Origin of the sequence: Streptomyces sp. NRRL S-31, assembly GCF_000718775.1 — a bacterium.
Lineage (GTDB): Bacteria > Actinomycetota > Actinomycetes > Streptomycetales > Streptomycetaceae > Streptomyces.
In genome coordinates this window covers 17,746-32,198 of sequence record NZ_JOCB01000097.1, presented here as the reverse complement: position 1 = coordinate 32,198, position 14,453 = coordinate 17,746, and the positions used below count along the sequence as shown (strand labels likewise).

Sequence of the window (14,453 nt, the reverse complement as noted above, 5' to 3'; positions counted from 1 at the left end):
CGCGGCGCGATCGGCGCGATCGTCCTGGTCGACACCCGCCGGCTCGCCGACTGCTTCCCCGCGGTCGACTACTTCGAGAACAGCGGCCTGCCCTTCGTCATCGCCCTCAACGGCTTCGACGGCAACCAGCCGTACTCCCCGGACGAGGTGCGCGAGGCGCTCCAGATCGGCCCCGACACCCCGATCATCACGACCGACGCCCGCCACCGTTCGGACGCCAAGAGCGCCCTGATCACCCTGGTGGAACACGCGCTGATGGCGCGGCTGCGGTAGTCACCGCCCCGCGCGTACGGCGAAGGCTCCCGCCCCTTTCACCAGGGGACGGGAGCCTTCGCCGTACGTACCCGACTCCGGTTCCGGGTCAGCGCGCGCATGCCACGGCCCCGCCCTCCCGGGAGGGAGCGGCGGGGCCGTGGGCCGTGCGCGAAGGGCTCAGTGCCAGCTGTGCGGGGCGCGGAAGCCGCCCTCGCGCTCCAGCCGGCGCCAGGCCGCCCGGGGGCGGACCCGGTGCGTGGCGACGGGTTCGGGGCGGGCGGCGGCGCGGGCCATGAGGATCGCGGTGATGGCGGCGACTTCCTCGGGCTCGGCGTGGCCCTTCTCGACGCGGATGTCGGGAGTGCTCATGGGTGTCAGTCTCCGGGTGAGAGAGGTCCGGGGGGTTGCCGCGGCGGGTCCGCCGGGTTACTGCGGAGGGTTGCCGTGCTTGCGCGAGGGCAGGTCGGCGTGCTTGGTATGCAGCATCGCCAGGGACTTCACCAGCACTTCGCGGGTCTCGGCGGGGTCGATGACGTCGTCGACCAGGCCCCGCTCGGCCGCGTAGTACGGGTGCATCAGCTCGGCCTTGTACTCCTTGACCATCTTCTGGCGCATGGCCTCGGGGTCCTGCGCGGCGGAGATCTGCCGGCGGAAGATCACGTTGGCCGCGCCCTCCGCGCCCATCACGGCGATCTCGTTGGTCGGCCAGGCGTAGGTCAGGTCGGCACCGATCGACTGGGAGTCCATGACGATGTAGGCACCTCCGTACGCCTTGCGCAGGATGAGCGAGATCCTCGGCACGGTCGCGTTGCAGTAGGCGTACAGCAGCTTCGCGCCGTGGCGGATGATTCCGCCGTGCTCCTGGTCGACGCCGGGGAGGAAGCCCGGCACGTCCAGGAAGGTGACGATCGGGATATTGAAAGCGTCACACATCTGGACGAAACGCGCAGCTTTTTCGCTCGCCTCGATGTCCAGGACGCCCGCGAGGACCTGCGGCTGGTTGGCGATGATGCCGACCACCTGGCCGTCCAGCCGGGCCAGGGCGCAGATGATGTTGCGCGCCCAGCGCTCGTGGACCTCCAGGTACTCGCCGTCGTCGACGATCTCCTCGATGACCTTGGCCATGTCGTACGGCCGGTTGCCGTCGGCCGGGACCAGGTCGAGCAGGACGTCGCCGCGGCGGTCCACCGGGTCGGAGGAGTCCACCCGCGGGGGGTTCTCGCGGTTGTTCTGCGGCAGCAGCGAGAGGAGGTAGCGCACCTCGGCGATGCACGTCTCCTCGTCGTCGTACGCGAAGTGGCAGACGCCGCTCGTCTCGGCGTGGACGTCGGCGCCGCCCAGGCCGTTCTGGGTGATCTCCTCGCCCGTCACCGCCTTGACCACGTCCGGGCCGGTGATGAACATCTGCGAGGTCTCGCGGACCATGAAGACGAAGTCCGTCAGGGCGGGGCTGTAGGCCGCGCCGCCCGCGCACGGGCCGAGCATCACGGAGATCTGCGGGATGACACCCGATGCCTTGGTGTTCCGCTGGAAGATGCCGCCGTAGCCGGCGAGGGCCGAGACGCCCTCCTGGATGCGGGCGCCCGCGCCGTCGTTCAGGGAGACCAGGGGCGCGCCGGCCGCGATGGCCATGTCCATGATCTTGTGGATCTTGGTGGCGTGGGCCTCGCCCAGCGCGCCGCCGAAGATCCGGAAGTCATGGGCGTAGACGAAGACGGTACGGCCCTCGACCGTGCCCCAGCCGGTGATGACACCATCGGTGTACGGCTTCTTGGCCTCCAGGCCGAAGCCGGTCGCCCGGTGCCGGCGCAGCTGCTCGACCTCCTGGAAGGACCCGGGGTCGAGGAGCAGCTCGATCCGCTCCCGCGCCGTCAGCTTGCCCTTGGCGTGCTGCGCCTCGGTCGCCTTCTCGCTCGGGCCCGCCACGGCCCGCGCACGGATCTCGTGCAGCTCGGCCACCCGTCCGCGCGCGTCCGTCGGCTCACCCGTCGGCTCGCCCGTCGTCTCTTCCAAAACGGTCATGTAGCGACCTTACGAAGGACACCAAGAAAAGCGAGCCGTCGACTCTGTACAGTCTCCGGCCCGTTTTCCTGGTACCAGTGAACAGAACCATCGCCGCATGCAGCGTTCCGACTGCTCAGAAGGGCTCAGCTTTGTAGGGAGGCGACAAAGACATCACCGGAGAGCCACCTCACATTCGAGGGTGGCACATGCCATCCCCGGAGTGACGCGCAGCCTCAGACGGCGGTCCGCCGAGAGGACCTCGACGCCTTCGCCGGCCCGGGTGACCGCGCGCACGGGGCGGTCCCAGAGCAGGTCCAGCGGGGCCCCGGTGCGCGATGGCTCGCTCACCCGGAGGGTGGCGGTACGGCCCCCGCGGACGACGAGCACGCTCGCGCCGCCCGAGACGGTGACGTCCCCCACGGTACCGGCCCGCCAGAAGTTCCACGCCGTCAGCCCCAGCCGGGGCACGGCGACGGCCTGGGCGCCGGTGTCGTTGGCGAGGAGGGTGAGCCAGTGCCGGTCGGCGGCCCGGGCGGCGGTCTCGGCGCGGCCGGCGCCGGGCAGCAGGACGTAGGCGTAGCCGGCGGCCACCGGGTCGGTGCCGTGGTCGAGCCAGAGGGTCTGCCAGCGGCGGGTGCGCCGTTCGGGGCTGCCGGTGGTGTTGATGTCGGACCAGGCGCCGGTGCGGTCCTCGCGGAGGGCGCGCAGTGCGCCGCCGTACGGCAGCAGCCAGCCGCCGTGCCCCTCCAGGTGGGCCCAGCGCGCGCCCCGCGCGAAGGCCGGTGCGCCGCTCTCGCCCAGGTTGCGGTTGTCCACGACGGTCTCGACCGGGACGCCGTCGGCGCAGCTGATCCCGGCGCCGAGGCAGACCACGGCGTCGTCGAGGAAGAACCAGGACTTGCGGGCCTCCAGGGTGGAGCCGAGGCCCTTGAGGTGCTGGCCGACGGCCGCGTACCGGCCGTCCGTGGTGCCGCCGACCCAGCGGACGTCCGGCCGGGGGGCGCCCCACTCGCCGCCGGCCCGGTCGGCGAGGCGCCGGGTGGAGACGGTGGTGCCGGGCAGCCGGTACCAGTCGACGGTGGGCCAGTACCAGTCGGTGTACTGGTCGCCGCCGTCCCGCGTCCACCAGGAGAGCATTCCGGAACCGGTGTGCCAGCCGCGCGGGTTCTCGCCGTTGCCGCACTCGTAGTGGGCGATGCGGTCGCCGGCCATGGCGAGGGCCGCGGTGAACCGGGGCGCGCGGTGGACGGCGCGGTCCATGGCCGGGAAGAGGCGGGGCCCGAGGGGTTCCGGGAGGGCGGGTCCCGGCGCGTCGGCGACGGCGCGCAGCCGGGCGAGGTCGGCCACGCCGAACTGCGGTGCCGTCAGCACCGGTACGACGGTGTCCCGTTCGATCCAGCCCTTGACCCGCCCGTGCCAGCGCGCCCGCTCGGCGTCGCTCGCGCCGTCGGCGAGCAGAGCGACGGCGGCGATCAGGGCCTGCCCGTGGTAGTGGTCGCCGCGCAGGACGTGCTGGTCGTCGGAGCGCAGGTAACCGCGGCTGATGGCGCGGCCGTTGACGCAGTCCATGACCAGTCCGTCGTGGAGGAGGGGCGCGTAGGCGTGCTCGACGCTGTCGAGGACGTGCTGCCGGGCGGGGTCGGTCACCTCCCACTCCGTCCCGGCGAGCAGCGCGAACAGCCGCCCGAGGCCGTCGAGCAGGACCTGGCCGTAGGTGCCGGAGTAGGCGACCGAGGTGTGCTGGACGAAGGAGCCGTCGGCGTAGAGGCCGTCCCCCTCGGTGACGTACGGGAAGACCGGCGAGAGGGCGTCCCGGGCGAGGGCGATGCGGCCGGGGTCGCGGCCGAGGACACCGCGCAGGGCGACCGAACGGCGCAGGTCGACGCGGTTGGCGCCGGTGGAGGTGCCGGAGTAGTCGGTGAGCGCGGTGTCCGGGACGAAGTGGTCGACGGCCGCGCAGGCCGCCGCGATCCGGTCCGCGCCGAGCCGCTCGTACAGGGCGGCCGTGATGTCCATCAGCGGCCGGGGGCTGCCGATCCGCCACTCCCACCAGTTGCCGTACGGGGTGGTGGCGGGGTGGTAGACGGTGGCGGAGAGGTGGTCGAGGCCGCGCAGGACGTCGGCGAGCAGGCCCGGGTCGCCGGTGGTGCCGGTGCCGGGCTGGACGTACGCCTGGGTCATGGTCCACAGCCGGCCGTAGCCGAAGGTGATGCCGGACGGCGGGTCGAAGGGGTGACCGGGCCAGAGCGAGACCGGCCCGGGTGCCATGGTGGCCTGGAACTCCCGCGCCTGCCGCCCCAGTCGCGCGAGCCGGGAGGCGTACGGCTCGGCGGCCGGGTCGTATCCGGTGCCGAGCGTGATGCCCAGCCAGCGGCGGCGCAGCGGTTCGTACGGGTCGCCGTCGGCCGCCCGCGCGCCCGGTGCCGGGGCGGCGGCGAGGGCGGCGGCCAGCAGCAGTGCGCGTCGGGTCATGCCCAGGGGCCCGGTCACCGCCCTCGCCCCCGGTTCAGCAGCCGCCGCAGTTGTAGTAGAGGACGTCCCAGTGGCTGCCCTCGTCGGCGTAGATGTTCCCAGAGCCGGACTGGTACTGCGGGGCGCCGTCGCCGCGGAGGCCGATGTACGTGAAGGTGTTCTTGACGTACGACGTCACGCACGTGTTCTTGCCGTAGTCGAGCTTGTAGCCGTTCCAGTGCGAGTACGTGCCGGAGGCGTGGCCGGTCTCGGTGCCGCCGGTGATGTTGAGGGCGCAGCCGCTGGCGCTCTTGAGGGTCTGGGCTCCCTGTGCGGTGGCGAGGTTGAGCTGTTCGAATGACGTACAGGTGGAGTTGTTCCGGTCGGAGCAGTTGCCCGAGGACGACCAGGTGATGCCGGACTGGCGGAACATCGAGGTGGCGGTCGCATGACTGATCTTGGTGACGGCGAAGGCGTCGGTCGCGGTGCCGAGGACGGCGACGGCCGGGGCGGCGACCAGGGCCAGCGAGGTGAGGAACGCGCGGGATCTCAGCGGCTTCAGCGGGTTCATGGTGACCTTCCTGCGAGGGGGGCCGGGCTCTGCGTGGGGGGCGGCTGTGCAGGGGGTGCAGGCAGATGGTGCCCGAGCGTTCGCCGCCCGCGCCAGAGGGCGTACCGCATCACCGAACGCGCATGGATGGTCACGCAGACGATGAAGTTGAAAAATCAACGGAATGGGTCTACCTTCAGGGACATCGGTAGTTCAACGTTCAACCACGGAGCTCGTCATGGGTATCTTCAGCCGCAAGGCCACCGCCACCGCCACCATCGCCGCCCCCGCCGCCGAGGCCACGGCCGGCACCGACCTCACCGCGCTGAGCGGCGACTACACGATCGACCCGAGCCACAGCACGATCGGCTTCGTCGCCCGCCACGCCATGGTCACCAACGTCAAGGGCGGCTTCCAGGACTTCACCGGCACCCTGCACCTGGACGGCGCCGACCCGTCCAAGTCCACCGCCACGCTCGACATCCAGATGGACAGCATCGAGACCGGCAACGCCGACCGCGACGGCCACCTGAAGTCGGCCGACTTCTTCAAGATCGACGAGCACCCGGTCATGACCTTCCGCTCCACCAAGGCGGAGGCCCTGGGCGGCGACGACTACCGCATCACCGGCGACCTCTCCCTGCTCGGCGTCACCAAGTCGATCACCTTCGACCTGGAGTTCAACGGCTCCGCCAAGGACCCGTTCGGCAACGAGCGCGTCGGCTTCGAGGGCAAGACCGAGCTGCTGCGCTCCGAGTGGGGCCTGACCTGGAACGCGGCCCTGGAGACCGGCGGCGTCCTGGTCTCCGACAAGATCAAGCTCGTCTTCGACATCTCGGCCATCAAGAACGCGTGAACCTCCGGCGGCCCAGCCGACCTCGGAGCACCCGCCCCCTGAGCGCGCCCGTCCTCCACTCCCCCCAGGAGAGGACGGGCGCTCCGGCATGCCCGGCGACCGGCCCGGTTCAGACGCGACCGTCCCGCGCCGCGAACTCGCACCAGACGACCTTGCCCGGGTCCCGCTCCGCCACGCCCCACTTGTCCGCGAGGGCGGCGACGAGCAGCAGACCCCGGCCGCCTTCCGCCTCCGCACCCGCCTGACGGAGTCCGTCCGGGACCCGGACCTCCCCTCCCCCGCTGTCGTGCACCTCCACGCGCAGGACGCCGTCGGCGTGCAGGGTCAGCCGGAGGAGGAAGCCACGCCCGGCGGGGACGCCGTGGAGGAGGGCGTTGGTCGCCAGTTCGCTCACACAGAGCAATACGTCGTCGCCGCGCCCGGCATGGGCCCAGTCCGTCAGCGCCGTGCGGGCGAACTCCCGTGCGATCCGTACCGACCTGCGGTCCCGGCGGTAGAACGCCTGGCGCGTGTGGGGGGTTTGAGGTTCCGCGTTCATGAGACGAGTGTCACTGTGAGTCACTACAGTGGGTCAGTGAGTGAAGTCGTAGCGCTGATTGCTACGAGTCCACTACGAGGGCTCGTGGTGCGCACGGGGGAAAGGAACGGCCATGCACGAGGCGATGAGGTCCAAGAAGGTCGGTTCTTGGTACGCGGTGGGTGCGTTGGTGGCGCACTTCAGGAAGAAGGCGCGGCTCACCCAGGAGCAGTTCGCGGAGCTGGCGAATCTGTCGGTCGACACGGTGAGGTCGATCGAGCAGGGGAGGCTCGCCCTCCAGCCCGACCGGGCCGAGCAGTTCGACGAACTGCTGGACACGGGCGACGCGTTAGCGGTTCTGGTGGCCCGGCTGCCGGTGCGGGACCGGATCGTGCAGTTCGCGCAGGGGCTGGTGGATCATGAGCAGGAGGCGGTGGGCATCCTGTCCTACCAGAGCCTGGTGATCCCTGGACTCCTTCAGACCCGGGACTACTGCCGCGCCGTCTTCGACTACCGCTACCCGGCACTCGGTAGCGAGACGGCCGAGCAATGGGTGAACGCTCGTATGGAACGCCAGTTGATCTGGCAGAGGGAGCGACCGCCCGTTGGGCACTTCGTCCTGGAGGAGAGCATCCTCCAGCGACAGGTCGGAGGTCCGCAGGTGATGCAAGAGCAGATTCGGCAGATCCTGGAGTACACCAAGCCGGTCCACATGAGCTTCCAGATCATGCCCAAGAACCTGACACCGCACGCTTGCCTCGACGGCCCCATGGTGCTCCTCGAGACGCCCGAGTACGAGCGCTTGGTCTACCTGGAGGTGCAACGGTCCAGTTTTCTCGTCACCGATCCCGATGAGGTCAGCGACTACCACCTCCAATATGGAATGCTGCGGTCACAGGCCCTCTCACCCGACGAGAGCACACGCCTGCTGAACGGACTGCTAGGAGAGTCATGAACACCGCAGCATTGGCGTGGTTCAAGTCCAGCTACAGCGGCAGCCAGGGCGGCGACTGCCTCGAACTCGCCTACACCTGGCGCAAGTCCAGCCACAGCGGCAGCGAGGGCGGCAACTGTGTAGAGGTCGCCGCCCACCCCGCCGCCGTCCACGTCCGCGACTCCAAGGTCGTCGCCGGTCCGGCGCTCACCCTGTCCCCCGGCACCTGGAGCGAGTTCCTGGGCGGCCTCGCCCGCTGAGCGGGGGCTCAGAAGCCCCCGCCGAAGTCGCCGCCACCGCCCGAGTCGCCGCCCCCGCCGAAGTCGCCGCCGCCGAAGCCGCCCCCGAAGTCCCCGGGGTCGAAGTCGGTGCCGGAGACGTCGCCGCCCTGGTAGCCGCCGCCGAAGTCGCCGCCCCCGCCGAAGTCGCCGTACCCGGTGCCGTAGTCGGCCGCGTAGGAGGGGGCGGCCATCATGCTGCCCAGCACGGTGCCGACGAGGAGGCCGGGCAGCACGCCGCCGCCGAAGTAGCCGCCCGCCCAGGGGCCGTACGCCGGGCCCGCGTCCCAGTAGGGGCGGCGGCCGTATTCGGTGTCGACCTCGCGGACCGCCGGGTCGCGGCCGTCGGCCAGCCGGGCGGCGTCGGCCGCGCAGACCGGGACCTGGCGCGGGGCGCCGCCGGGCGGGGTCCAGGTGGCGTCGGTGACCGAGGGGCCGTGCCGGGGGTCGAAGAAGCAGGGCGGGCGGCGCTCCGGGAGCGGGCGGTGCTCGCGCCGGGCGGCCAGCAGGGCGAGGGAGAAGCGGCCGTCCTCCAGCACCTCGGTGACCCCGCGGACGTCCTCCGGTTTCGTCGCCGCGGCCATCCGCTGCTTCGCGCTGTCGTAGGCGTCGAGCGCGTGCTCGTAGTCGGCGCGCATGGCGTCGTCGGCGCCCGGTTCGGCGGGGCTGAAGTCGAGCCGGTCCAGCTCCTCGCCGAACGCGGTGATGTCCTCGTCCACGACCACCCGGAGCCGGTCGAGCGCGGCCCGCTGCTCCTCCTCGCGGCGCCGGCGGTTGCGGCGGACCAGGGCGTAGGCGCCCGCGCCGCCCGCCACCAGGACCGCGGCCGTCGTGACCAGGGCGGTGGCGGAGACCCCGTCGCCGCCGCCGGACGAGCCGCCCCAGCTCTTCGGGGCGTGGCCGCCCATGTTGGCGAGGGCGCGGTCGGTGAAGTCGGTGAGCTGGGCCTTGGCGCTCTCGCCCTGGACGCTGCCGACCAGGTTCTTCCGGGCGGTGGCGGACATGACGGAGGAGTCGGCGCGGGCGTCGAAGCGGTCGCCGAGGCGGATGCCGTACAGGCCGGTGACGCCGGTGGCGGCGCGGACGTCCGAGAACAGGTCGGTGGTGCGGTAGCCGGCCGGGAGGACCGCGATGAACAGGGGTCTGTCGGCGTCCTTGATCCGGGAGGCGAGCGCGGCGGCGTCGGCCGCGGAGAGCTGGTCCCGGGCGGCCGGGTCGACGTAGACCGGGCTCTGGCGCAGGGCCGCGGCGATCGTCGAGACGCCGGTGTCCGCCCTCGCCCCGGGCGCGAACACGGTGGTCAGCGCCAGGGCGAGGACGGCCAGCAGCAGTGCGGGGAGGCTACGGGTCCACGGAACGGCCTTCATGTCTCGAAACTACCCGAAGCCTCCCCCGCGCGGTCGCCCGCCGGGCATTCGGCCGTCAGGCCGCCCGGTAGGCCAGCGCCAGCTTCTCCACCGCCTTCCCGTACCGGCCGGTGAGCAGCAGGTGGTCGGCGTCGGCGAAGGGCCGGGAGACCGCCTCGGTGGGGTGGTCGCCCGCCTTGTGCTGGACGAGCAGCCGGGCCCGGGTCACCAGCGCGCGTCCGGTCCGGTCGTCGCCGTGGCGTTCGGCCGCCACCGCCCGCGCCCCGAGGTCGCGCAGGGTGGCGGTGCCGCCCCGGGGGAGGTCGGTGCGGGTGGTCAGGCCCCAGCCGTAGGGGAACTGCGGGGCGTAGGACGTGTCGCCGACGTTGATCGGCAGCTGGGACTCCGCCTTGGGCCAGGTGACGGGGAGCTGCCCGGTGAAGGGGCGCTCGCCGTAGAGGACGTCGGCGACGCCCCCGCCCTCGGTGCCGGGCAGCCAGGAGGCGACCAGGGCGTCGATGTCGTCCAGCCGGTCGCCGACGAGCTGCGGGCGGCCGGAGACGATCAGCACCGCGCACCTCATCGCGGCGCAGACCTTGTCCACGGCGGCCCGGTCGGCGGCGGACAGGGTCAGGGAGTGGCCATTGCCGACGTCGCCGACGCCCTCGGCGTACGGGGTCTCGCCGACGACGACCACGCCGACGTCGTAGCCGGTGGTCGGGGCGGAGGCGTCCTTGGAGTAGGTGACGTCGCCGCCGGCCTCGCGCAGGCCCTTGAGGATGGTGGTGCCGGGCACGGTGTCGCCGGAGGCGCCCTGCCAGGTGAGGGTCCAGCCGCCGGTCTGGTTGCCGATGTCGTCGGCGTTGGAGCCGGCGACGTACACCTTCTGGCTCTTCCTCAGCGGCAGCAGCCCGCCCGCGTTCTTCAGCAGCACCTGCGACTCGGCGGCGGCCTGCCGGGCGACCGCGCGGTGGGCCGGGGAGCCGATGGCGGCGGCGCCGGAGGTGTCGGCGTAGGGGTGCTCGAAGAGGCCGAGGCGGAACTTCTGGGTGAGGATGCGGGAGACGGCGTCGTCGATCCGCCGCTCGCCGATCCGGCCCGCCGCCGCCTCGGCGGTGAGCGCGGCGGTGAACTCCTTGTAGCCGTACGGCACCATCATCATGTCGACGCCCGCGCCGACCGCGCCGCGCACACGGGCGGCGTAGTCGCCGGGGAGCTGGTCGAGGGCGTTCCAGTCGCTGATGACGAAGCCGTCGAAGCCCATCCGGCCCTTGAGCACGCCGTTGATCATGTCGCCGCGGGCGTGCATCTTCACCGCGCCCTTGCCGTCGCCGACGATGTCCAGGGAGGAGTACGACGGCATGACCGTGCCGACGCCCCGGTCGACGGCGTCCCGGTACGGCGCGAGGTGGATGTCCTCCAGCCGCTCGCGGGTGATCCTGGTGACGCCCTGGTCGGTGGTGTACGTCCCGGTGGTGGAGGAGCCGTAAGCGGTGCCGCCGTCGGCGACGAAGTGCTTGGCCGTGGCGAGGACCTTGTCGGCCCGGGACAGGTCGGCGCCGTTCGCGCGGCCCTGGAGGCCCTGGACCACGGTCTCCATGGACCGCACCAGCGCGGGGTCCTCGCCGAAGGACTCGTAGGCGCGGCCCCAGCGTTCGTCGCGGCTCACGCACAGGCAGGGGGCGAAGTCCCAGGGGATGCCGGTGGCGCGGACCTCGGCGGCCGTCACCGCGCCGGTCCGGGCGGCGAGCCGCGGGTCGCGGGTGGCTCCGATGCCGATGTTGTGCGGCATGACCGTGGCGCCGGAGAGGTTGTTGTGGCCGTGGACCGCGTCGACGCCGTAGACCAGCGGGATCTGGAGGCGGGTCGCCCGGGTGCGCAGCTGGAAGCCGTCGATCATCCTCGCCCACGCCTCGGGGGTGTTGGGCGTGGGGGTGGAGCCGCCGCCGGAGAGCAGGGAGCCGAGGGCGTAGGCGGCGACGTCGGCGCCCTGGCCCACGGCGCCGCGCTCGGCCTGGGTCATCTGGCCGGCCTTCTCCGCCGGGGACATCCGGCGGAGCAGGTCGGCGACCCGCTCGCGCACCGGCAGCTTCGCGTCCAGGTAGGGCAGCCCGTGGGCGTTCAGGACGATCCGCGGGTCCTCGGCGGGGGCCTTGGCGCCGGTGACCGTGAGCTTCAGCGGGACGGTCTCGGCGGTCTCGGGCGTCCGGTCGCGGCGGGTGGTCACCTCGACGGTCCGGGTGGTGCCGGACGCGGTGCCGGCCGGGAAGGTGAGGGTGCCGGAGACGGGGGTGTAGTCGCCGCCGGGGGTGGCGGTGCCGTCGCCCGTGGCGTAGCCGACGGTGACCGGGTCGGTGAGGGGCTGTGCGCCGGTGGTGGCCACGGTGACCCGCACCTTCGCCGTCCCGCCCTCCGCGACCGGGACGACGGGCGCGTCGGTGCTGACGGAGGCGCGCAGCGCCTGGTCGGCCCGGCCGTACAGCTCGACGCCGTCCATGGCGAAGTCGCCCTTGGCACCGGGCGGGAGGGTGACGGCGTAGCCCCACATCCCGTTCAGGCCGAGGACGTGGTCGATGCCGCCGACGGGCTGGTAGTCGGTGCGGTAGGCGAAGTCGGTGAAGGGGAGTTCGACCTGCTTCCAGCCGGTGAAGTCGTCGGTGAAGGAGGTGGTCCAGAGTTCGGACGCCTCGCCGTTCGCGCCGCCGTCCTTGATCTCGAAGGTGATCTTCCGGCCGTTGTTCCGGCCCTCCCACCACAGGCGGATGCCCTGGTGCGCGGACCAGTCGTGGGCGGGCGCGGTGGCGGCGAAGTCGTGGGTGAAGCCGCCGTAGCCGCTGATGTCGTAGCCGCCGGTGAGCACCTTGGCGCCCTCGGGGGCGTCGGCGCGGTCGGCGAGCCTCAGGGTGGGCGGGTCGTCGGCGTCACCGCCCCAGGTGAAGATGCCCTCGGCGGGCTGGGCGGCGAAGGGCACCTCGCCCTCGAAGCGGTCGACCGGGACGGGGGCCGGCTCGTCGGCTGCTCGCGCGGTCGCCGCCCAGGGCAGCGATGCGGCGAGGAGCGCGGCGGAGGCGAGCAGGGCGGTTCTTCGCATGGACCTTCCCTCGACTCTCTGGTTCACTCATGGCTTAGCTCACGCCGTGAGTTAACTGACGTCGCCAGGAACCGTCAAGACGACCCGTCAGCCTTTGTCGACCCGACAGAAAGGGCGACGCACCATGAGGAGAACCCCCCGCGCGGTCCGGCTGCTGCTGGCCGGACTGCTCTCCGCCGCCGGTGCCGGCCTGGCCGTGGCCCCCGCGCACGCGGCCGGCGAGCAGGTCACCGCCTATCTCACCACCACCGACGACTCCGCCGGCCGGCACGTCGTACGCGGCCTCCAGGCACAGACGCCGTTCGCCTTCCAGTCCGGCACGGGCGGCGGCGGCGAGAACATCACCGTGGACGAGAACACCCGCTACCAGACCTTCACCGGCGGCGGCGCCTCCTTCACGGACACCGCGGCCTGGCTGCTGAACAGCAGCGGGGCGCTGTCCCAGGCCACCCGGGACACCGCCATGCGCAAGCTGTTCTCCCCCACGGACGGCATCGGCCTGTCGTTCCTGCGCAACCCGATGGGCGCCTCCGACCTGGCGCGCTACGGCTACACCTACGACGACGTGCCGGCCGGCCAGAGCGACCCGTCGCTGTCGAGGTTCTCCCTCGCCCACGACCTCGCGGACGTGGTGCCGCTGACCCGGCAGGCGCTCCAGCTGAACCCCGCCCTGACGGTGATGGCCTCGCCGTGGACGGCACCGGCCTGGATGAAGGACAGCGGCTCGCTCAACGGCGGCTGGCTGAAGGCCGAGAACTACGGCGCGTACGCCTCGTACTTCGTGAAGTACCTCCAGGCGTACAAGGACCAGGGCGTGAACGTCTCCTACGTCACCGCGCAGAACGAGCCGACCTGCTGTTCCGGCTACCCCTCGATGAGCTGGAACGCGAGCGGGCTCGCCTACTTCACCAAGAGCGAGCTGCTGCCCAGGCTCCAGTCGGCGGGCCTCGCCACCAAGGTGCTGGCGCACGACTGGAACTGGGACGTCTACGACTCCTACGCCGCCCAGACGGTCGACGACCCGGCGATCCGCGACCACCCCAACTTCGGCGGCATCGCCTGGCACGGCTACGGCGGCGACATCGCCAAGCAGACCGCCGTGCACAACCAGTACCCGGCGCTGGACGCCTTCGGCACCGAGCACTCCGGCGGCACCTGGATCGCCGACCAGCAGCGCGAGGACATGTCCGACATCATCGGCTACACCCGCAACTGGGCGAAGTCGGTGACCAAGTGGTCGCTGGCCGTGGACCAGAACATGGGCCCGCACAACGGCGGCTGCGGCACCTGCACCGGCCTGGTCACCGTGCACAACGGCGACGGCGCGAGCGGGACCGTGGACTACACCGTCGAGTACTACGACATGGGCCACCTCACCAAGTTCGTCCGCCCCGGCGCCCAGCGCATCGCCTCCACGGCCTCCACCGCGGTGCCGAACGTGGCCTGGCGCAACCCGGACGGCAGCAAGGCGCTGATCGCCTACAACGGCTCCTCCTCGGCTAGGACGCTGACCGTCAACTGGGGTGGGCAGCACGCCACTTACTCGCTGCCCGGCCGGACCTCGGCCACCTTCACCTGGTCCGGCGCGCAGTCCGGCGGCGGCGGCGACCGTACCGGCGCCTTCACCGGCCTCGCCGGCAAGTGCCTGGACGTGGCGGGCGGTTCCACCGCCAACGGCACGGCGGTGCAGCTCTACGACTGCAACGGCTCCGCCGCCCAGCAGTGGACCGTGGGGGCCGACGGCTCGGTCCGGGCGCTCGGCAAGTGCCTGGACGTCACCTCCGGCTCGACCGCCGACGGGGCCAAGACGCAGTTGTACGACTGCAACGGAACCGGTGCCCAACGGTGGTCGTACGACGCGGCCTCGGGTGCCGTGCTGAACACGGCGGCGAACAAGTGCCTGGACGTCACGGACAATTCGTCGGCGAACGGGGCCCGGGCCCAGATCTGGTCGTGCACCGGAGCCGCCAACCAGAAGTGGACACTGCGGTGAGGCGGTAGGGCGGCACATGCGACACACGGGGGCCGTGGCGGCGGGGATCGCCGGCGGGATGCTGCTGCCGAGCGGCTGCGGCGCCGTCGACCTGCCGCTGGCGGGGGTGCGCGCCGCGCCGGACGGGACGCCGTACGCGGTGTCCCGTCCGTGCGGCGACGGCACCTACCGGGGTCCG

Annotated in this window: 12 protein-coding genes; 5 read left to right on the top strand and 7 right to left on the bottom strand. The window is 72.1% G+C overall.

Features of this window, described 5'->3' with window-relative positions; translation table 11 throughout:
- Nucleotides 1–273: ATP/GTP-binding protein (locus IF37_RS0130825; protein ID WP_030749923.1), on the top strand; the 273-nt coding region annotated here is incomplete at its 5' end.
- Nucleotides 274–432: 159 nt separating this feature from the next.
- Here the strand turns inward: IF37_RS0130825 and IF37_RS0130820 are convergent.
- From IF37_RS0130820 to IF37_RS0130805, 4 genes are all read right to left on the bottom strand, one after another.
- The gene (locus tag IF37_RS0130820) at nucleotides 433–624 is read right to left on the bottom strand and encodes an acyl-CoA carboxylase subunit epsilon (RefSeq protein WP_030749920.1); all 192 of its coding nucleotides are present in this window, start codon (nucleotides 622–624) and stop codon (nucleotides 433–435) included.
- 57 nt (nucleotides 625–681) lie between these two features.
- Nucleotides 682–2,277, bottom strand: coding sequence for an acyl-CoA carboxylase subunit beta (locus IF37_RS0130815; protein WP_037857413.1), 1,596 nt, complete (start codon nucleotides 2,275–2,277; stop codon nucleotides 682–684).
- 153 nt (nucleotides 2,278–2,430) lie between these two features.
- Complete coding sequence (locus IF37_RS0130810) at nucleotides 2,431–4,731, bottom strand: polysaccharide lyase 8 family protein (RefSeq protein WP_030749914.1); 2,301 nt, start codon at nucleotides 4,729–4,731, stop codon at nucleotides 2,431–2,433.
- Nucleotides 4,732–4,765: 34 nt separating this feature from the next.
- The gene (locus tag IF37_RS0130805; protein WP_030749911.1) at nucleotides 4,766–5,281 is read right to left on the bottom strand and encodes a hypothetical protein; all 516 of its coding nucleotides are present in this window, start codon (nucleotides 5,279–5,281) and stop codon (nucleotides 4,766–4,768) included.
- Nucleotides 5,282–5,498: 217 nt separating this feature from the next.
- Between IF37_RS0130805 and IF37_RS0130800 the strand changes: the two genes are divergently transcribed.
- Nucleotides 5,499–6,116, top strand: coding sequence for a YceI family protein (locus tag IF37_RS0130800; RefSeq protein WP_030749908.1), 618 nt, complete (start codon nucleotides 5,499–5,501; stop codon nucleotides 6,114–6,116).
- Nucleotides 6,117–6,225: 109 nt separating this feature from the next.
- Here the strand turns inward: IF37_RS0130800 and IF37_RS0130795 are convergent, their stop codons facing one another.
- Nucleotides 6,226–6,654, bottom strand: a complete 429-nt coding sequence (locus IF37_RS0130795) for an ATP-binding protein (RefSeq protein ID WP_030749907.1) — start codon at nucleotides 6,652–6,654, stop codon at nucleotides 6,226–6,228.
- Nucleotides 6,655–6,766: 112 nt separating this feature from the next.
- On the opposite strand from IF37_RS0130795, the gene IF37_RS0130790 reads away from it, so the two are divergent.
- Both IF37_RS0130790 and IF37_RS0130785 read left to right on the top strand, forming a co-directional pair.
- Nucleotides 6,767–7,588, top strand: coding sequence for a helix-turn-helix transcriptional regulator (locus IF37_RS0130790; protein WP_030749904.1), 822 nt, complete (start codon nucleotides 6,767–6,769; stop codon nucleotides 7,586–7,588).
- The gene (locus tag IF37_RS0130785) at nucleotides 7,585–7,827 is read left to right on the top strand and encodes a DUF397 domain-containing protein (RefSeq protein ID WP_030749901.1); all 243 of its coding nucleotides are present in this window, start codon (nucleotides 7,585–7,587) and stop codon (nucleotides 7,825–7,827) included. Before IF37_RS0130790 ends, IF37_RS0130785 begins: the two co-directional genes overlap by 4 nt.
- Before the next feature lie 8 nt (nucleotides 7,828–7,835).
- Here the strand turns inward: IF37_RS0130785 and IF37_RS0130780 are convergent, their stop codons facing one another.
- Together IF37_RS0130780 and IF37_RS0130775 are read right to left on the bottom strand one after the other, a co-directional pair.
- Nucleotides 7,836–9,212, bottom strand: a complete 1,377-nt coding sequence (locus IF37_RS0130780) for a hypothetical protein (protein WP_030749898.1) — start codon at nucleotides 9,210–9,212, stop codon at nucleotides 7,836–7,838.
- A gap of 55 nt (nucleotides 9,213–9,267) precedes the next feature.
- Entirely contained in the window at nucleotides 9,268–12,282 is a 3,015-nt protein-coding gene (locus IF37_RS0130775; RefSeq protein ID WP_030749895.1) for a glycoside hydrolase family 3 N-terminal domain-containing protein, read from the bottom strand.
- Nucleotides 12,283–12,406: 124 nt separating this feature from the next.
- Between IF37_RS0130775 and IF37_RS0130770 the strand changes: the two genes are divergently transcribed.
- Nucleotides 12,407–14,275, top strand: coding sequence for a ricin-type beta-trefoil lectin domain protein (locus IF37_RS0130770; protein WP_030749891.1), 1,869 nt, complete (start codon nucleotides 12,407–12,409; stop codon nucleotides 14,273–14,275).
- The last annotated feature ends 178 nt before the right edge of the window (nucleotides 14,276–14,453 follow it).

Bases quoted from the DNA above. Each gene is read 5' to 3' on its own strand.
- IF37_RS0130820 (WP_030749920.1), bottom strand. From the start codon at position 624: ATGAGCACTCCCGACATCCGCGTCGAGAAGGGCCACGCCGAGCCCGAG.
- IF37_RS0130815 (WP_037857413.1), bottom strand. From the start codon at position 2,277: ATGACCGTTTTGGAAGAGACGACGGGCGAGCCGACGGGTGAGCCGACG.
- IF37_RS0130810 (WP_030749914.1), bottom strand. From the start codon at position 4,731: ATGACCCGACGCGCACTGCTGCTGGCCGCCGCCCTCGCCGCCGCCCCG.
- IF37_RS0130805 (WP_030749911.1), bottom strand. From the start codon at position 5,281: ATGAACCCGCTGAAGCCGCTGAGATCCCGCGCGTTCCTCACCTCGCTG.
- IF37_RS0130800 (WP_030749908.1), top strand. From the start codon at position 5,499: ATGGGTATCTTCAGCCGCAAGGCCACCGCCACCGCCACCATCGCCGCC.
- IF37_RS0130795 (WP_030749907.1), bottom strand. From the start codon at position 6,654: ATGAACGCGGAACCTCAAACCCCCCACACGCGCCAGGCGTTCTACCGC.
- IF37_RS0130790 (WP_030749904.1), top strand. From the start codon at position 6,767: ATGCACGAGGCGATGAGGTCCAAGAAGGTCGGTTCTTGGTACGCGGTG.
- IF37_RS0130785 (WP_030749901.1), top strand. From the start codon at position 7,585: ATGAACACCGCAGCATTGGCGTGGTTCAAGTCCAGCTACAGCGGCAGC.
- IF37_RS0130780 (WP_030749898.1), bottom strand. From the start codon at position 9,212: ATGAAGGCCGTTCCGTGGACCCGTAGCCTCCCCGCACTGCTGCTGGCC.
- IF37_RS0130775 (WP_030749895.1), bottom strand. From the start codon at position 12,282: ATGCGAAGAACCGCCCTGCTCGCCTCCGCCGCGCTCCTCGCCGCATCG.
- IF37_RS0130770 (WP_030749891.1), top strand. From the start codon at position 12,407: ATGAGGAGAACCCCCCGCGCGGTCCGGCTGCTGCTGGCCGGACTGCTC.